This is a genomic window from Mesoterricola sp. JemC181 (assembly GCF_055384585.1).
Window position 1 is genome coordinate 3,397,197 of the sequence record NZ_AP045076.1, and the last position, 18,445, is coordinate 3,415,641.

An 18,445-nucleotide genomic window follows, 5' to 3' on the forward strand; every position below is an offset into this window, starting at 1 on the left:
TCAACCCCTTTTGAATAGCTTTTCCAGCTTGATGCGCGTCTCCGCAACGAGTTCGTTCCACTGGTCGCCCAGGCTCGCCATCTGTTCCTTGGCCTTGCCCTTCGGGTTGGCTGGCTTTCCGGGCTGCCTGAAGATCGCGTGATCGGGGGCCAGATTGTGCACCGTCTCCCAGAGCCGGGTGGCCCGGGCCTGCATTCCCAGCCCCTGGAAGGTCTGGGCCAGCAGGATCATGGAATCGACATCCTTGGGGTTGAGCTTGATGGCTGTTTCAAGCGCCTTCACCTTGCCGCGCGCGTCCCCGCCGGTGGCCTCCAGGACCTTGCCGTGCAGGGCGTGGAATTCCGGGCGTTCGTTGTCCAGGCGCAGGGCGTAGAGGATCAGCGCCAGGGAGCGCCCGTAGGCGCGGCCCTCGAAGGCGCCCTGGGCATCCTTGAACCACTCGTCGGCGGTCTTGGGGATCGCCGTGCGGTCCGGGCCTTCGTCGAGCTGGATCGAGGGCGCGGCCGCCTGTGCCGGGGCCTGGGCCCTGGCCGGTTCGGACGGCGGGGCGGGGGCGGCGGAGCCCCGGCTGGGCGTGTCCTTGAGCATGCTGAAGGCCTCGGCCAGCATGCGGAAGCGGCGCTCCGCATCGGCTTTCGCCTCGCCCGTGAACCGGTCCGGATGCCACTGCTTGGCCATCCGGTGGTATGCGGCCTTGATCTCCTCGATCGTGGCTCCTGGCGAAATTTCCAGCACTTCGTATGGGTTCATCTCAGTTCCATGGCGAACGGGAGCATTTCGGGGTGTAGGGCGTGTCCGGTGTGTCTGTGATATTAACCCAGGACTCTTGGGAAAAAGAAAGGGGACAATCGTCCCCGGAGGGGGACCCGCCAAGGATCCCCCGGTACGGAAAGACCTTTGGCCCCGGTCACGGGATTGGAGAATCTATCTCAATACCCCATTTGGTGGCACACTCGAACCCGAGGCGGGAGTTGGGCATGGGTCCGAGTTCGTTGGCAGATCTGAGGGATGGCCTGGAAGCGGGGGACCTGTCCGCCACCTTCCTGGCCCTCGGCTGCCTGGACCGCATGGCCGGCCTTGAGCCCCGGCTCAACGCCACCGTCTTCCAGGATTCCGGCCTGACCCTCGCCGCAGCCCGTGCCGCCGACGCCCGCCTGACCCGGGGCGAGCGGACGCCGGTCCTGGGCATCCCCATGGTCCTCAAGGACAACCTCCACTGGAAGGGGGCCCCCGTGGGCAACGGCTCGCGCATCCAGCGCGGCTATCGGGCCCCCTACGACGCAACCATCGTGCGCCGGCTCCTGGAGGCCGGGGCGGTGCCGGTGGCCAAGGCCAACATGGACGAGTTCGCCATGGGCTCCAGCGGCGAGCACAGCGCCTCGGGCCCCGCCCGCAACCCCTGGGACACCACCCGGGTCCCCGGGGGCAGTTCCTCGGGCTCCGTGGTCTCCGTGGCCGCGGGCTATGCCCCCTTCGCCCTGGGCACCGACACGGGCGGGTCCGTGAGGCTGCCGGGGAGCTTCTGCAACGTGACCGCCCTGCGGCCCACCTACGGCGTGCTGAGCCGTTACGGCGTCACGGCCATGGCCTCCTCCCTGGACATCGTCGGACCCGTGGCCGGCTCCGCCCGGGACCTGGCGGCGGTCCTCTCCGTCATGGCCGGTCCCGATCCCCTGGACGCCACCAGCGTGGACCTGCCCGGACGGGAGCGCCTGGACGACCTCCGGCCCCGCGCGCTCAAGGGCCTGCGGGTGGGCCTGCCCCGCGAGTACTTCGGCGAAGGCATCGACGCCGGCGTCAGGGACGTCCTGGAGACGGCGCTGCGCGACCTGGAGGCCCAGGGCGCCGAGCTGGTGGAGGTCTCCCTGCCCCACACCCCCTTCGCCATCGACACCTACTACCTCATCAACACCTCCGAGGTCTCCAGCAACCTCTCCCGCTTCGACGGCGTGCGGTACGGCGCCAGGGCGGCTTCGGACACCCTGGACGGCATGATCGCCGGCACCCGGGACGCGGGCTTCGGCATGGAGGCCAAGCGCCGGATCCTGCTGGGGGCGTTCTGCCTGTCCAAGGGCTACTACGAGGCCTTCTACCTGAAGGCCCAGAAGGCCCGGACCCTCATCACGCGGGACTTCGCGGCCGCCTTCGGGAAGGTGGACGTCCTGGCCACCCCCGTGAGCCCGACCACCGCCTTCCCCCTGGGGGAAAGGACCGGCGATCCCCTGGCGATGTACCTGTCGGACGTCTTCACCGTCACCCCCGCGCTGGCGGCCCTGCCCGCTCTTTCCATGCCCGCGGGTTTCGCCTCGGGCCTGCCCGTGGGACTGCAGCTCATCGGCCCCTCCCTATCGGATGTCCCCCTGCTGGAGCTGGCCCACGCCTACCAGCGGATCACGAAGCACCACACCGAGGCGCCCCGCCTCGACAGCTAGGAGCACGAAAATGGCTTTCGACGTCGTCATGCCCCAGATGGGGGAATCCATCGCCGAGGCAACGATCCTGAAGTGGCACCGGCAGCCGGGTGAGGCCATCGGCAAGGACGAGACCCTCTACGAGATCTCGACGGACAAGGTGGACGCCGAGATCCCCGCCCCCATCGCCGGCACCCTGCTGGAGATCCTCGTGGACGTGAACGTCACCGTCCCCGTGGGCACCGTGGTGGCGCGCATCGGGGCCGCCGGGGAGAAGCCCGCCGCCGGCGGGTCCGAGCCCAAGGCCGCTCCGGCAGCGGCGCCCCAGGCCGCCGCTGCGCAAGCCGCCCCGGCCCCCGCCGCCCCCGCGGCCCCGGCCGAAGACACCCTCGAGGGCCGCCTGCGGACCCGGTCCAGCCCACTGGTGCGCCGCATGGCGCAGGACCACGGCGTGGACCTGACCGCCGTGCCGGGGTCGGGCATGATGGGCCGGGTCACCAAGCAGGACATGGAGGCCTTCCTGACCGCCAAGCCCGCCGCCCCCGTGGCCGCCGCACCCAAGGCCGCCCCCGCCCCGGCCGCGCCTTCCGTCCCCGCCTTCGCCCCCGGCGAGCGGGTCCGGGTCGAGCCCATGACCCGCATGCGCAAGATCATCAGCGACAACATGGTCCTCTCGAAGCACACCAGCGCCCACGTGTACACCGTGTTCGAGATCGACATGTCCAACGTGTCCAGACTGCGCGCCAGGCACAAGCAGGCCTTCGAGGCCGCCTACGGCACCAAGCTGAGCTACATGCCCTTCGCCATGATGGCCGCCGCCAAGGCCCTCCGGGCCTATCCCGTGGTCAACGCCAGCGTCGACGGGGATTCCATCGTCTACAAGCAGGACGTGCACCTGGGCATCGCCGTGGCCCTGGACTGGGGCCTCATCGTCCCCGTTGTGAAGAACGCCGACCAGCTGAACCTGGGCGGCCTGGCCCTGGCCCTCAACGACCTGGCCGGCCGCGCCCGCTCCAAGCAGCTCAAGCCCGACGAGATCTCCGGTGGCACCTTCACCATCACCAACCCGGGCGTCTTCGGCGACACCTTCGGCCTGCCCGTGATCAACCAGCCCCAGGTGGCCATCATGGGCATGGGCGCCGTGAAGAAGCGCCCCGTGGTCGTGACCGACGACCTGGGCCAGGACGTCCTGGCCATCCGCGAAGTGATGTTCAGCGCCCTCAGCTTCGACCACCGCATCATCGACGGCTCCACCGCCGACCTGTTCATGGCCGCGGTCAAGAAGGAACTGGAGACCTCGGACTTCGGCCTGGCCTAGAAGCTTCTGCCCACAAGGAAAGCGCCCACCGCGAGGTGGGCGCTTCCGATGTTCAGGGGTTTCGCACTACTTCTTGGCGGGAACCCACTTCTTGCCTTCGTCGGTCAGGTTGGTCTTGGTGCAGGGCATGGCGGTGTGGCAGGTCTTGCAGGTGACCTTGGGATCCTTGGCCTTGGCTTCCTTCTGGATGGTCACGCTGGCGAACGAGAACGACGCGGCGCAGAGGGCGACGGCGATGGCGAGGATGGAACGCTTCATTGGAACCTCCAAAAGGTAGGCCAAGTTTAACGAGGGAACCCGGGCCGATCAAGAGAACAAGACCTCCAGGTCGCAAATATTAACGACCTATACGTTCCGGGTGCCGGTCGTCCGGAAGATCTACCACCCCAACAGATAGGCGAACATCAAGGGCGCCACGATGGTCGCGTCGCTCTCCACGATGAACTTGGGGGTGTCCGCCCCCAGCTTGCCCCAGGTGATCTTCTCGTTGGGCACGGCGCCCGAGTAGGAGCCGTAGCTGGTGGTGGAGTCGCTGATCTGGCAGAAGTAGCCCCAGAGCGGCGCCTCCAGCTCCAGGTCCTGGTGGAGCATGGGCACCACGCAGATGGGGAAGTCCCCCGCGATGCCGCCGCCGATCTGGAACATGCCCAGGGTGCAGTCCTTCGTGACGTCCTGGTAGAAGCGGGCCAGCCAGGTCATGTACTCGATGCCGGTGCGGACGGTGTGGACGTTCTTCACGTCCCCGCGGATCACGGCGGCGGCGTACATGTTGCCCAGGGTGCTGTCCTCCCAGCCGGGAACGACGATCGGGAGGTTCTTCTCGCAGGCGGCGATCATCCAGCTGTTCTTCACGTCGATCTGGTAGTGCTCCTCGAGGGCGCCGCTGCGCAGGAGGCGGTAGAGGAACTCGTGCGGGAAATGGCGTTCCCCGGCCGCGTCGGCCCCCGTCCACTCCTTGAGGATGGCCTTCTCGATGCGGCGCATGGCCTCCATCTCGGGGATGCAGGTGTCCGTGACCCGGTTCATGTGGCGGTCCAGGAGGGCCTTCTCGTCCGCGGGGGTGAGGTCCCGGTAGTGGGGCACGCGCTCGTAGTAGTCGTGGGCCACCAGGTTGAAGACGTCCTCCTCCAGGTTGGCGCCTGTGCAGGTGATGAGGTGCACCTTGTCCTGGCGGATCATCTCGGCGAGGCTCAGACCCAGCTCGGCCGTGCTCATGGCCCCCGCCAGGCTCACCATCATCTTTCCGCCTTCCAGGAGGTGGGTGCGGTACCCTTCGGCCGCGTCGACCATGGCCGCCGCGTTGAAGTGGCGGAAATGGTGCTTGATGAACGAACCCACGGGACCGGGGGTGAACGTGGCGGTGCTCGGCATGGTCGACTCCATTCAAAGGCATACAGATCCCAGGGTTCCCTGGGGGCCGATGCGAAGCATACCACGGCCTAGCGGCCTCCCCGCTTCCCGGCCCGGAAGAGCGCCAGGACCGCCACGTCCCGGGCCCCTGCGGCCCCCAGGGCCTGGGCGCACCTGAGCAGGGTCGTTCCGGTGGTCCAGACGTCGTCCACCAGGAGCACGGCCTCCCCCTCCACCGACGCTCCGGGCTCCAGGGTCACGTGGGGACCCATGCGCCGCCGCCGGCCCTGGGGCAGGCCGGCCTGGGCGCGGGTGTAGAGCGGCTTGCGGAGCACCTGGCGGCAGGGGGTGCCCAGGCGTCCGGCGAACATCCACGCGGCGCGCTCGGCCAGGTCGAAGCCCCGGTACCAGCGCCGCAACCGGGCGGTGGGCGCATTGCACACCAGGCTGAACCCCGCGGTCCAGCCCGGCAGGGGCACCCGCCCCGCCCGCCCGAGAAGCGCGTCCATCCACCCCAGTTCCCCCCGCTTGATGGCGGGCACCAGGAGGGCCCCCAGCCCGCCGTGATAGTCCCAGAGGGCCTCCCCCCAGGTCCAGGCCACGGGATCCGGGCAGCCCTCGCCCCAGCCGTGCCCCAGGGCGCAAAGGGGGCAGCGTTCCTCCGGAAGGCGGGTGAGCAGGCTCCAGCACCGGCCGCACAGGCCCGCCTGGGCGCGGTCGTCCATGGCCCCCAGGCAGCCCCGGCAGCGGATGACCTCATGAAGGGCGTGCATCGGATCCCCTCCCCAGCACGCTGTGGTGGCGGCCGTACAGGAAATAGACCAGGATCCCCAGGGCCAGCCAGCCCCCGAGCCGCCACCAGTTGGCCGCCGGCAGGGAGAACATCAGGAGGAGGCAGGAGAGGATGCCCAGGACGGGCACCACCGGCACCCACGGGCACCGGAAGGGGCGCTCGGCCCCGGGGTGGGACCTGCGCATGATGAGGACCGCGGCGCAGACGATCACGAAGGCCAGGAGCGTCCCGATGTTGGTGAGGTGGAGCAGCACGTCGATGGGCAGCAGCCCGGCCAGGGTGGCCACGCAGGCGCCGGTGAGGACGGTGGACTTCCAGGGGGTGCGGTAGCGCGGATGCACGACCCCGAACACCTTTCGGGGCAGGAGCCCGTCCCGGGCCATGGCCAGGAAGACCCGGGGGCCGCTGAGCATCATCACCAGGAGCACCGACGTGATGCCGGCCACCCCCGCCACGGCGATGAGCCCCTCGGCCCAGCCCAGGCCCCTCGCCTTGAAGGCCAGGGACACGGGCGCGCTGATGTCCAGCTGGTCGAACCGCACCATGCCGGTGAGCACCGCCACCAGGGCGATGTACAGGAGGGTGCAAACGGCCAGCGAGGCCACGATGCCCACCGGGATGTCCCGCTGGGGATTCCTGGCCTCCTCCGTGTGGGTGGACACCGCATCGAACCCGATGTAGGCGAAGAAGATGATGGCCGCGCCGGCCAGCATCCCCACGGGCTTGCCGCCCGGGTCCACCTGCCCGGCCACGGTGTGGCCGAAAAAGCACAGGCCCGTCCAGCCGTAGGGGGCGAAGGGCCGCCAGTTGGCGGAGCTCACGAAGAAGAGCCCCACGGCGATGACGAAGACCACCGCGGCCACCTTCACGGCCACCATGGCGGTGTTCAGCCTTGACGTCTCCTGGATGCCCTTCACCAGGATGAGGGTGACCGCGGCCACCACGAGGACCGCGGGCAGGTTCAGGAGGGCCCCCGTGCCCACCAGGGCCCCCGAGGCCGCGTCGTAGCGCCACGGCGATTCCACCAGGGCCGGCGGCAGGCCCAGCCCGGCCTTGGCGAGGAGACCCTGGGCGTAGGCGGACCAGCCGGTGGCCACCGCGGCGCTGGACACCCCGTATTCGAGGATCAGGTCCCAGCCGATGATCCATGCGAAGAGCTCGCCCAGGGTGGCGTAGGCGTAGGTGTAGGCCGAGCCCGCCACCGGCACCATCGCCGCGAATTCCGCGTAGCAGAGCGCCGCGAACACGCAGGTCACCGCCGCCACGGCGTAGGAGAGCATCAGCGCCGGGCCCGCGACGTTTCGCGCCGCGGCCCCGGTGGCCACGAAGATGCCCGCCCCGATGACGGCCCCGATGCCCAGGGCCGTGAGGTGGACCGGGCCCAGGACCCGCCTGAGCCGGTCCTCCCCCTTGGCCTCCTCCAGGAGGGCCGCAAGGGGTTTGCGGGAGAACAGCCGGGAACGGCGGGGAACCGCCGGAACAGTAGGATCCATGCACCACCTCCAAAGGGGAAACGCACCCTGGAGGCAGAGCGATCCCCTGCCCTGCGGACTGGATACTCCAGATTCATGATGCGATGGAGTATTCAAGCAGCGGCGTTCGGGGCTCCACGCTCGGAGGGCCAGGCGGTGGTTCAATCCGAAGGGAGAGCGTCGCCTGGCGTTTTTGATGCCAGTCGTCGGTGAAAATTCTTCCTTAAATTCTCAATGGCGGCATGCCGCATTCATTGGAGGACGTCAGACGTGGGTCGTGTCCCCGTCGCCCGCCAGGTAGTGCTTCATGACGCTGTGCTTCCGGCCGTAGGCGAAGTAGATCACCATCCCGAAGGCCAGCCAGGTGAACATCCGCCACCAGTTGGCCACGGGCAGGGAGAACATCAGCATGAGGCAGGAGGCGATGCCCAGGATGGGGACCACGGGCACCCAGGGGCACCGGAAGGGCCGCTCCGTCTCGGGGTACTTCCTGCGCATGATCAGCACGGCCCCGCACACGATCACGAAGGCGAACAGGGTGCCGATGTTGGTCAGCTGGAGCAGGACCCCGATGGGCAGCAGGCCGGCCATGATGGCCACGAAAGCCCCGATGAGAATGGTCGACTTCCAGGGCGTCCGGTATTTCGGGTGCACGTCCCCGAACACGCCCTTGGGCAGGAGGCCGTCCCGGGCCATGGACAGGAAGACCCGCGGGCCGCTGAGCATCATCACCAGCAGCACGGAGGTGATGCCCGCCACGCCGGCGGTGGCGATGATCCCTTCGGCCCAGCCCAGGCCCCGCTGCTTGAAGGCCATGGAAACCGGGGCGTTCACGTCGAGCTGGTCGAACCGGACCATGCCCGTGAGCACCGCCACCACGCCGATGTAGAGGAAGGTGCAGACCACCAGGGAGGCCATGATGCCGATGGGCACGTCCCGCTGGGGGTTCTTGGCCTCCTCGGTGTGGGTGGATACGGAATCGAAGCCGATGTAGGCGAAGAAGATGATGGCGGCGCCGGCGAGCATGCCCAGGGGCTTGCCGCTGGGGTCGGCGTGCCCGGCCACGGCGTGGCCGAAAAAGCTGATGCCGGTCCACCCGAAGGGGGCGAAGGGGTGCCAGTTGCTCTTGAGCACGAAGAAGGAGCCGACGCCGATGACGAAGAGGACGGCGGTGATCTTGATGGCCACCATGGTGGCGTTGAACGAGGCGCTCTCCTGGATCCCCTTGACCAGCACCGCCGTGATCACGAGGATGATGAGGACCGCCGGGAGGTTGAGGAGGGAGCCGGTGCGCACCATCAGGCCCGTGGTCACGTCGTACTTCCAGGGGGACTCCGTGAGCAGGTGGGGGATGTGGATGCCCAGCTTGGAGATGGAGTCCTGGAAGTAGCCCGACCACCCCGTGGCCACCGTGGCCGAGGACACGCAGTACTCCAGGATGAGGTCCCAGCCGATGATCCAGGCGAACAGCTCGCCCATGGTCGCGTAGGCGTAGGTGTAGGCCGAGCCCGCCACCGGCACCATGGCCGCGAACTCCGCGTAGCAGAGGGCCGCGAAGATGCAGGTGATCCCCGCGATGACGTAGGAGAGCATCAGGGCCGGACCGGCCACGTTGTGGGCGGCCTCCCCCGTGACCACGAAGATCCCCGCGCCGATGATCGCCCCGATCCCCAGCGCGGAGAGCTGGACGGGCCCGAGGACGCGCCGCAGGCGGTTCTCCCCTTTCATCTCCTCCAGCAGAAGCGCCAAGGGTTTGCGCGCGAAGTACTGGGACTTGGGTCGATCCGCCATGATTCTGGTCTCCGGTCTATGCTTTCGGGCTGGTTGGCCCATGGTATCAGACACCCAGGTAGGCCTTGCGCACCAGATCGTTGGCCAGCAGGTTGGCGCCGGTGTCGGCGAGGACGATCCGCCCGGTCTGGAGCACGTAGCCGCGATGGGCGATGGCAAGGGCCATGGAGGCGTTCTGCTCCACCAGCAGGATGGTCGTGCCGCGCGCGTTGAGTTCCTGGATGATGGAAAAGATCTGGTCCACCAGGACCGGCGCCAGGCCCATGGATGGCTCATCCATGAGCAGGATCTTGGGATCGGCCATGAGGCCGCGGGCCGTGGCCAGCATCTGCTGCTCCCCGCCGGAGAGGGTCCCGCCCTTCTGCCGGATCCGCTCCTTGAGCCGCGGGAAGAGGCTGAAGGCGTTCTCCAGGTTCTCCTGGATCCTGGCCTTGTCGTCCAGGACGTAGGCGCCCATCTCCAGGTTCTCCAGGACGGTCAGGTCGGGGAAGATGCAGCGTCCCTCGGGCACCAGGCCCAGGCCGCGGCGGTGCACGGCGTGGGGGGGGAGGTGGTGGATGGGCCGGCCCTCGAGGCGCACCGTGCCGCTGCGGGGACGCAGGAGGCCGGAGATGGCCCGGAGGGTGGTGGTCTTGCCCGCGCCGTTGGCGCCGATCAGGGCCACGATCTCCCCGGGTTCGACGGTGAGCGAAATGCCCAGCAGGGCGTGGATGGTGCCGTAGCAGGCGTGGACGTCGTCGAGGGCGAGGACGCTCATGTCATGCCCTGCGGGCGGCGGCGCCCTTGCCGAGGTAGGCCTCGATGACCAGGGGGTGGGCGGCGATGGCGTCGGGAGGGCCTTCGGCGATGCGCTCGCCGTGGTCCATCACGTAGATGTGCTCGGAAATGTTCATGACCACCTTCATGTCGTGCTCGATGAGCAGGATCGAAATGCCCAGCTCGTCCCGGACGCGCCGGAACAGGCGCAGGGCGTCCTCGGACTCCGCCGGGTTCATGCCCGCGGCCGGCTCGTCCAGGAGCAGGAGGGTGGGCTGGGAGGCCAGGGCCCGGGCGATCTCCACCCGGCGCTGGGCCCCATAGGGCAGGCTGCCCGCGAGCTCGTTGCCGACCCCCTTCAGCCCCACGTAGGCCAGGAGTTCCTTGGCCCGCTGCTCGGTCGCAGCCTCCTCCGCTCGGAACGCCGCCGTGCGCAGGACGGCCTGGATGGGGTTCTGGCGCATCCGAGCGTAGGCGCCCACCATGATGTTCTCCACCACGGTCATGTTGCCGAAGAGGCGGATGTTCTGGAAGGTCCGGGCCATTCGCAGGGCCGTGATCTGGTAGGGGCGCAGCTTCTCGATGCGGCGCCCGGCGAACTCCACGGCGCCCTCGTCGCAGGGATGGAGCCCGGAGAGCGCGTTGAAGAAGGTGGTCTTGCCGGCGCCGTTGGGACCGATGACGCTGACGATCCGGCCCCGCTCCACGGCCACGTCCATGTGGTTGACCGCCACCAGGCCGCCGAAGCGCTTGACCACCCCGCGGGCGGTGAGGATGTGCTCGGGTTCAGCCAAGGCCGTCCCCCTTCCCCGCCCCGCCGGGATCGTCGCCCAGGTCGCGCCGCCTGCGCACGGCGGGCAGCAGCCCCTTGGGCCGGTAGATCATCATGACCACGAGGATGACCCCGAAGATCAGGCGCTGGTACTTGCTGGGATCCAGCTGGTTGGAGAGGTTCTTCCAGTGGAACCCGAGGAGGGCGGCGTCGCTCTGGCGGAGCTGGGCCAGGTAGAGGGAGAAGCTCTGCAGCACCTGGATGTTGAGCAGGGTGACCACCGTCGCGCCGACCACCACCCCGGTGATGCTGCCGATGCCCCCCAGGATGACCATCGTGAGCACCCCCACCGACTGCAGGAAGGTGAAGGACTCCGGGCTCACGAAGGTGCGGCTGGCGGCGAAGAGCACCCCCATGGCCCCGGCGAAGGACGCGCCCACGGCGAAGGCGCCGAGCTTGAGCCGGTTGACGTTGATGCCCATGGCGCCGGCGGAGAGCTCGTCCTCGCGGATGGCCGTCCAGGCCCGGCCCACGTTGGAGTCGTCCAGGCGGTACGTGATCACGATGACCCCCACCACAACCAGCAGCGCGATGAGGTAGAACAGGATGTTGTAGGCCTGGTTGGGGGTGACGTGGTGGCCCACCACCGGGCGCAGGGCGCCGTCCAGCGCCCGCAGCAGGCCCGGGGGCAGGGTCGGCCTCTGGATGGGGGTGATGCCCTGGGGCCCGTTGGTGAGGTTCCAGGGCTTGTCCAGGTTGTTGGCCAGCTGGCGCACGATCTCCCCGAAGGCCAGGGTGATCACCGCGAGGTAGTCGCCCCGCACCCGCAGCACCGGCAGGCCCAGGAGGAGGCCCAGGATGGCGGCCACGATCACGCCCAGGAAGACGAAGAGGTAGAAGTAGTCGGGGGCCAGGAAGAAGGGCGTCCCCAGCACCTGGGTGGTGACCGTGGCGTGGAGCAGGTAGGGCTGCTGGCTGCCGAAGAAGGCCCACAGGTAGGCGCCCACCGCGTAGAAGGCCATGTAGCCGAAATTGAGCAGGCCCGAAAACCCCACCACGATGTTCAGGCCCAGCGCCAGGGCCGAGAACACGGCGATCTGGAAGATCACCTCCAGGTAGAAGACGTTCCGGGCGCCCAGGATGGGCACCAGCACCACCGCGAACAGCACCGCCAGGGCGAGCCGCACGGCCCGGTTCATGCGCAGCCAGTAGATGGAGCTGCCGGCGAAGACGAACACCAGGAAGCCCGGGATCGAGCGCGGGCTGCCGTACACCAGGGCGAACCCCAGGGCGATCAGGCCGCAGCACGCCGCGTAGGGCGTCCGCCCCCGGTCGAGGAAGGCCCTGAAGGTCGCGAGGAGCGCGTGCATGGTGGCCTCCTACGCCTTCTGGGCGACCTGCTCGCCGAGCAGGCCGTTGGGACGGAATACGATCACGAGGATAAGGATGACGAAGGCCAGCATGTCCTTGTACTCCGCCCCGAAGGTCCCCATCGTGTAGGTGCCCAGGTAGGCCCCGGCGAAGCTTTCGATCATGCCCAGGAACATGCCGCCCAGGAGGGCCCCGGTCAGGTTGCCGATGCCCCCCAGCACCGCCGCGGCGAAAGCCTTGATGCCCGGCATGAAGCCCACGAAGGGGTCGATGCGGGTGAACTTGAGGGCATAGAGCACGCCCGCGGCGCCGCCCAGGGCCCCGCCAACCAGGAAGGTGAGTGAAATCATCAAGTTGACATCGATGCCCATGAGCGCGGCGGTGTCCTTGTCCTGGGCCACGGCCCGGATCGCCTTGCCCACCTTGGTGGCGCCCACCAGGTAGTTCAGGGCCACCAGCATGACCATGGCCGCCACGATGACCACCACCGACTTGACCTGGATGTCGATCACCCGCGGGCCGAGGCGGAACAGCGTCAGGCGCGCGTCGAACACGCCGAAGGTGGGCATCACCCGGAAGAACTGGCCCGTGGTGAGGCTCTCGGTAAGGCGGATCAGGTCCTGCAGGGCGAAGGAGAGGCCGATGGCGGAGATCAGGGCCACCAGGGTGGGGGAATGGCGCAGGGGGCGGTAGGCCACCCGTTCCACCAGCACCGCCATGCCCCCCGAGGCCGCCATGCCGATCAGCAGGGCCAGGCCCAGGTAGAGGAACCCGCCGAGGGCCCCCGCCCGGGCCAGGAGCCCGGTGCCGTTCAGGGCGATGAGGGACTCGACCCCGCAGAAGGCGCCGATGGCGAAGATCTCGCTGTGGGCGAAGTTGATGAACTGGAGCACCCCGTAGACCATGGTGTAGCCCAGGGCGATGGCGGCGTACACGAAGCCGATGGTCACCCCGTCGATGAGCACCTGGGGCAGGCTGGACAGGGTGTAGCCCAGGATGCCCACCCCCTGGGTGGCCCGCAGGGCCAGATCGGCCCCGGTGCCCCGGCACAGCAGGGCCAGGAGCACCATGACCGCCGAGCACAGCGCGCCCGCCCCGGCCACGAACACCGCCATCTGGCCCAGCGGAAGGAGGATCTGGCGCAGCTTCGTCGGGCCCATGCGCCCTCGCTACTGGGGGGGGGCGATGGACAGGGTCTGGTCGATCCGGTTCGAGGGCCACCTGGCGGGCTCGGCGGACGTGACCTGGATGACGAAGTACTTGCCCGCCACCAGGTCGCCCTTGCCGTTGAAGGTCAGGTCGCCGGTGATGCCCTTGAAGCCCTTCAGGGCCCGCACGGCGGAGGAGACTTCGGACCGGGAGGGCAGCTTGCCGCCGTTGGCGTTGACGGCGTTCTCGATGCCCTTGAGGAGGAGGGCGGCGCAGTCGTAGGACTGGGCGGCGTTGGGCTGGGGCAGGTTGCCGAACCGGGCCTTGAAGTCGGCGATGAACCGGGCCGTGCCGGGATAGGCCCCGGCCGGCCCCGACACGGTGGAGAAATACGTCCCGGCGCCCTGGAGCAGGGCCTCGCCGGCGATCTTGGCGGCGTCGGAGGAATCGAAGCCGTCGTCGGAAAGGCACATGCCCTTGTAGCCCTTCTGCCGGGCCTGCTTGAAGAGCACGGCGCCCTGGTCGAACATGCCGCCGAAGTAGAGGCACTCCGGGCGGGCCGCGATGATGGGGGAGAGGATGGCGTCGAAGTTGGCCTTCTCCTCCGTGCCGTTGAACCCGACCACCTTCATGCCCAGGCTCTCGGCCTCCTTCCGGAAGTATTCGGCGATGCCCTGGCCGTAGGCGGTCTTGTCATGGAGGACGTAGATGACCTTGATGCCCTTGGCCTGGGCGAACCGGGCGCCCACCGCGCCCTGCACGTCGTCCCGCCCGCAGACGCGGTTGATCTCGGGGTAGCCGCGGTCGGTCACCTTGGGGTTGGTGTTGGCGGGCGACACGTTGCAGAGGCCGGCGGCGTGGTACTCCTCGGAGGAGGGCAGCTGGACCCCGGAATTGTAGTGGCCCACCACCCCCAGCACCGCCGGGTCCGAGACGATCGCCTTGGCGTTGGCCACGCCCGTGTCCGGATTGGCCTGGTCGTCGAAGGAGGCCAGCTCCACCTTGTAGCCCAGCTTCGTCAGGGGGCCGTTCAGCTGCTCCACCGCCAGCTGGGCCCCGCCCTTGATGTCGCTGCCGATGACGGAAATGGCGCCCGACAGGGGACTTTGGGTGGCGATCTTGATGGTTTTGCTTTCTTTATCGCAGCCGATGGCCAGCAGCAGACCGAGCGCGGCGAAGGGCGTGAGCGGGAACCAAGGTCTGCGCATGGTACCTCCTCCAGGGAACTCCGGCATCCGGGGCCGGTCCGATGCCGGCCAGGGTGGATCTGATAATTCCCTACAGGATTACTGGGACTCCCCGACCAGGGGAAGGGTTTTCTCAAAAGTACATGCAAGGGCCGGGCTTGCCACGGCACTCGGGGGAACGACTTAGGGCTGCTTCTTCCGATCTGACCCGGTTCATCGCACCCCGATGCATGGGGCCCGGCTTGATTCCATCGTAGCCTGACGCGGCCCCGGGGCATAGCCCGGGCTGGACCGGAGGGGCCGGGGAGGCCCGTTGGATAATCACTTTGATTTTTATGGCTCTTTTCCAAAGGCGAAAAAAAGGGGGCGGCTCCCCCTTGACGCCCCAAGATCTTGGGGTGATTCTTTCTACCCAGCACAACCCCTTGATGTCGAACCTGGTAGCAAGCTGGATAGGCCGCGTGAAATGGGCCATTTCAACGAAGCTCGAGCCCAACCCTGAGGATCTTATGCAAATTTCCCGCTCCTTCACCAAATCCGGCCAGGATCCGCTCGCGGGAATCCCCTTCGTAGGCCGTACCAGCCGGATCACCAAGCTGGACGGAACGGTCGTGTTCGAGGCCAAGGACGTGATGGTCCCCGAGAGCTGGTCCCAGGTGGCGGTGGACATCCTGGCCCAGAAGTATTTCCGCCGCAAGGGCATCGACGCGGCCAACGGCGGGGAGAAGGACGCCCGGCAGGTGTTCCACAGGCTGGCGGGCTGCTGGCGCCACTGGGGCGAGGAACACGGCTACTTCGACACCCCTGCGGACGCCCAGGCGTTCTATGACGAGCTGGTCTACATGCTCGCCAACCAGATGTGCGCCCCCAACAGCCCCCAGTGGTTCAACACGGGCCTCCACTACGCCTACGGCATCGCCGGCCCCGCCCAGGGCCACAGCTACGTGGATCCGCTCACCGGGGCCATGTGCCAGTCCACCTCCGCCTACGAGCGCCCGCAGCCCCATGCGTGCTTCATCCAGAGCGTCGAGGACGACCTGGTGAATCCCGGCGGGATCATGGACCTGTGGACCCGCGAGGCCCGGATCTTCAAGTACGGCAGCGGCACCGGCACCAACTTCTCCAAGGTCCGCGGCGCCACCGAGAACCTCTCGGGGGGCGGCTGCTCCTCGGGCCTCATGTCCTTCCTGGCGGTGGGCGACCGCGCCGCGGGCGCCATCAAGTCCGGCGGCACCACCCGCCGCGCCGCCAAGATGGTCTGCCTGGACCTGGACCACCCCGACGTGGAGGCCTTCATCGACTGGAAGGTCACCGAGGAGCGCAAGGTCGCCATGATGGCCGCCGGCAGCATCGTCCTGGGCCGCACCTGGAACGCGCTGTGCGAGGCCGTGGAGGGCTCCACCACCCGCGACGCCGATCCCCGCACCAACGAGAAGCTGCGCAAGGCCCTGGCCCGGGCCAAGGGGGAGGGCGTGGCCTCGGCCTTCCTCTCCCAGTCCATGAGCCGCCTCGCCCAGGGCGACTTCGCCCGGGACCTCAAGACCTACGACACGGGCTGGGACGGCGAGGCCTACGCCACGGTCGGCGGCATGAACTCCAACAACTCCGTGCGGGTCCCCGACCAGTTCATGCGCGCCCTGGAGAAGGACGGCGACTGGTACCTGGAGCGCCGCACCGACGGCAAGGTCCACAAGACCCTCAAGGCCCGCGACCTCTGGGCCAAGGTGAACTACGCCGCCTGGGCCTGCGCGGACCCCGGCATCCAGTTCGACACCACCATCAACGACTGGCACACCTGCCCCTCCGACGGCCCCATCAACGCCAGCAACCCCTGCTCGGAATACATGTTCCTGGACGACACCGCCTGCAACCTGGCGTCCCTGAACCTCTGCAGCTTCCTCACCCCCGACGGCGGGTTCGACCTGGCCGGGTACCGCCACGCCATCCGCCTCTGGACCATCGTGCTGGAGATCTCGGTCCTGATGGCCCAGTTCCCCTCCGAGCGCATCGCCCAGCTCTCCTATGACTTCCGCACCCTGGGCCTGGGCTACGCCAACCTGGGCGCCATGCTGATGCGCCTGGGCATCCCCTACGACAGCGAGGCCGGCATCCAGTGGTGCGCCGCGCTCACAGCCATCCTCACCGGCGACGCCTATGCCGCCAGCGCCGAGATGGCCGGGCAGCTGGGGCCCTTCGCGGGCTACCAGCTCAACCGCGAGGCCATGCTCCGCGTGATCCGCAACCACCGCCGGGCCGCCTACGACGCCCCCGCGTCGGAATACGAGCAGCTCTCCATCACGCCCCAGGGCCTCAAGGGGAACCTGCTGCCCAAGTCCATCCTGGACGCCTCCCGGGACAGCTGGGACCGCGCGCTGGCGCTGGGCGAGGCCCACGGCTTCCGCAACGCCCAGGTGACGGTGCTGGCTCCCACCGGGACCATCGGCCTGCTCATGGACTGCGACACCACCGGCGTCGAGCCGGACTTCGCCCTGGTCAAGTTCAAGAAGCTGGCCGGCGGCGGCTACTTCAAGCTCGTGAACCGCGCCATCCCCGAGGCCATGATGCGCCTGGGCTACAACCCCTCCCAGATCCGCGACATCGAGCGGCACGTGGTGGGCTGGCTGGAGATCACCGACGAGACCCCGGGCATCACCCGGAGCCGGCTGCTGGCCAAGGGCTGGACCGTCGAGGAGCTCAAGGCCATCGAGGACAAGCTCCCCACCGCCTTCGACCCCGCCTACGTGATCCCCGTGGACCGCCTGAAGAAGGACTTCGGGGAGGAGGACGCCCAGACCTTCCTGGACGCCCTGGCCGGCACCATGACCGTGGAGGGCGCCCCCCACCTCAAGGACGAGCACCTGCCCATCTTCGACTGCGCGAACCGCTGCGGCCGCAAGGGCCAGCGCTTCATCGCCCCCATGGGCCACATCCGCATGATGGGCGCCGCCCAGCCCTTCCTCAGCGGCGCCATCAGCAAGACCATCAACCTCCCCGCCGAAGCCACGGTGGAGGAGGTGGGCGCGATCTACAAGGCCTCCTGGCAGTACATGCTCAAGGCGGTCGCCCTCTACCGGGACGGCTCCAAGATGAGCCAGGCCATCGCCACCAACCTCGACCTCCTGGAGGGCATCGACACCCTCGTGGACGACGAGGCCCCCAAGGCCGAGAAGGTCCATGCCCTGAGCCAGGCCCTGGCCAGCCAGGTGGTGCGCACCTACCGCAAGAAGCTTCCCAACCGGCGCGGCGGCTACACCCAGGCCGCCACCATCGGCGGCACCAAGCTCTACCTCCGCACCGGCGAATACGAGGATGGTACCCTCGGAGAGATCTTCCTCGACATCCACCGCGAGGGCGCCGGGTTCCGGGCCGTGCTCAACTGCTTCGCCATCGCGGTGAGCATGGGCCTGCAGCACGGCGTGCCCCTGGAGGAGTTCTGCGAGGCCTTCCTCTTCACCCGCTTCGAGCCCAACGGCATGGTCCAGGGCAGCGACACGGTGAAGTTCTCCACCAGCCTGATCGATTTCGTGTTCCGGGAGCTGGCCATCAGCTACCTGGGCCGCTACGAGCTGGCCCAGGTGGAGCCCGAGCAGCTCATGCAGATGACCGGCGGGAACGGCAACCACAAGCCCGAGAGCCAGGCCCTGGCCTCGGCCGCCATCGGCGGCATGACCCCCCTGTTCCCGGAGTCCGAGACCGCCCCCGCGCCCCAGCCCGCCCCCGCCATGGCCGCCCACGGCCACCCGGCCCCCGGCGCCGCCAAGCCCGCCACCACGCCTTCCGCCTTCATGTCGGCGCGGCAGAAGGGCTACACCGGCGACCCCTGCCCCGAGTGCGGCCACCTGACCCTGGTGCGCAACGGCGCCTGCCTGAAGTGCCAGACCTGCGGCGCCACCACAGGCTGCAGTTAAATCCCTTCCGCTTTTCTCGGCGAACCTCGGCCCCTCGGCCGCCTCGGCGATGCAATTCCGTTCTCAAGCCTTGCGGCGCATAGACAAAATGCGCCGCGGGATCCAGGAAACAGACTGCATCTCCGAGGTGGCCGAGGGGCCGAGGTTCGCCGAGAAAAGCCCAAAAA

General features: G+C 68.4%; 14 protein-coding genes and 1 other RNA gene. 3 read left to right on the forward strand and 12 right to left on the reverse strand.

The genetic code is table 11. The features are described from left to right. On the reverse strand, window positions 1-750 hold the full coding sequence (locus ACZ5MC_RS14975) for a J domain-containing protein (protein ID WP_306601310.1): 750 nt from the start codon (window positions 748-750) through the stop codon (window positions 1-3). A 227-nt stretch (window positions 751-977) separates the two neighbouring features. Here ACZ5MC_RS14975 and gatA point away from each other — a divergent pair, with 227 nt between their 5' ends. Together gatA and ACZ5MC_RS14985 are read left to right on the forward strand one after the other, a co-directional pair. Then, window positions 978-2,432: an Asp-tRNA(Asn)/Glu-tRNA(Gln) amidotransferase subunit GatA gene (gene gatA / locus ACZ5MC_RS14980; RefSeq protein ID WP_464516167.1), complete on the forward strand. Its 1,455-nt coding sequence runs from the start codon at window positions 978-980 to the stop codon at window positions 2,430-2,432. Window positions 2,433-2,442: 10 nt separating this feature from the next. Beyond that, window positions 2,443-3,729, forward strand: a complete 1,287-nt coding sequence (locus ACZ5MC_RS14985; RefSeq protein WP_306601312.1) for a dihydrolipoamide acetyltransferase family protein — start codon at window positions 2,443-2,445, stop codon at window positions 3,727-3,729. Between the two features lie 66 nt (window positions 3,730-3,795). On the opposite strand, the gene ACZ5MC_RS14990 is transcribed toward ACZ5MC_RS14985, so the two are convergent. The 11 genes from ACZ5MC_RS14990 to ffs form a co-directional block, all read right to left on the reverse strand. Then, window positions 3,796-3,987 carry a hypothetical protein gene (locus tag ACZ5MC_RS14990; RefSeq protein WP_306601313.1) on the reverse strand — a complete coding sequence of 64 codons (192 nt, stop codon included), beginning with the start codon at window positions 3,985-3,987 and terminating at the stop codon, window positions 3,796-3,798. 120 nt (window positions 3,988-4,107) lie between these two features. Beyond that, window positions 4,108-5,100, reverse strand: a complete 993-nt coding sequence (locus ACZ5MC_RS14995) for a deoxyhypusine synthase family protein (RefSeq protein WP_306601314.1) — start codon at window positions 5,098-5,100, stop codon at window positions 4,108-4,110. 68 nt (window positions 5,101-5,168) lie between these two features. Continuing rightward, window positions 5,169-5,852 carry a ComF family protein gene (locus ACZ5MC_RS15000; RefSeq protein WP_306601315.1) on the reverse strand — a complete coding sequence of 228 codons (684 nt, stop codon included), beginning with the start codon at window positions 5,850-5,852 and terminating at the stop codon, window positions 5,169-5,171. Next, a complete protein-coding gene (locus ACZ5MC_RS15005; RefSeq protein WP_464516168.1) occupies window positions 5,836-7,365 on the reverse strand; it encodes an amino acid permease in 1,530 nt (509 codons plus the stop codon). Before ACZ5MC_RS15005 ends, ACZ5MC_RS15000 begins: the two co-directional genes overlap by 17 nt. Window positions 7,366-7,608: 243 nt before the next feature. Beyond that, window positions 7,609-9,135: an amino acid permease gene (locus ACZ5MC_RS15010; RefSeq protein ID WP_306601317.1), complete on the reverse strand. Its 1,527-nt coding sequence runs from the start codon at window positions 9,133-9,135 to the stop codon at window positions 7,609-7,611. A gap of 46 nt (window positions 9,136-9,181) precedes the next feature. Next, a complete protein-coding gene (locus ACZ5MC_RS15015; protein WP_464516169.1) occupies window positions 9,182-9,892 on the reverse strand; it encodes an ABC transporter ATP-binding protein in 711 nt (236 codons plus the stop codon). Window position 9,893: 1 nt separating this feature from the next. After that, the gene (locus tag ACZ5MC_RS15020; protein WP_464516170.1) at window positions 9,894-10,685 is read right to left on the reverse strand and encodes an ABC transporter ATP-binding protein; all 792 of its coding nucleotides are present in this window, start codon (window positions 10,683-10,685) and stop codon (window positions 9,894-9,896) included. After that, window positions 10,678-12,033, reverse strand: a complete 1,356-nt coding sequence (locus ACZ5MC_RS15025) for an ABC transporter permease subunit (protein ID WP_464516171.1) — start codon at window positions 12,031-12,033, stop codon at window positions 10,678-10,680. Before ACZ5MC_RS15025 ends, ACZ5MC_RS15020 begins: the two co-directional genes overlap by 8 nt. Window positions 12,034-12,042: 9 nt before the next feature. Next, a complete protein-coding gene (locus ACZ5MC_RS15030) occupies window positions 12,043-13,032 on the reverse strand; it encodes a branched-chain amino acid ABC transporter permease (protein WP_373432570.1) in 990 nt (329 codons plus the stop codon). Between the two features lie 171 nt (window positions 13,033-13,203). After that, a complete protein-coding gene (locus ACZ5MC_RS15035; protein WP_306601320.1) occupies window positions 13,204-14,391 on the reverse strand; it encodes a branched-chain amino acid ABC transporter substrate-binding protein in 1,188 nt (395 codons plus the stop codon). 126 nt (window positions 14,392-14,517) lie between these two features. Next, an RNA gene (ffs, locus tag ACZ5MC_RS15040) (signal recognition particle sRNA small type) lies at window positions 14,518-14,613 on the reverse strand. A gap of 266 nt (window positions 14,614-14,879) precedes the next feature. On the opposite strand from ffs, the gene ACZ5MC_RS15045 reads away from it, so the two are divergent. Then, entirely contained in the window at window positions 14,880-18,278 is a 3,399-nt protein-coding gene (locus ACZ5MC_RS15045) for an adenosylcobalamin-dependent ribonucleoside-diphosphate reductase (RefSeq protein WP_306601321.1), read from the forward strand. Window positions 18,279-18,445: the final 167 nt, after the last annotated feature.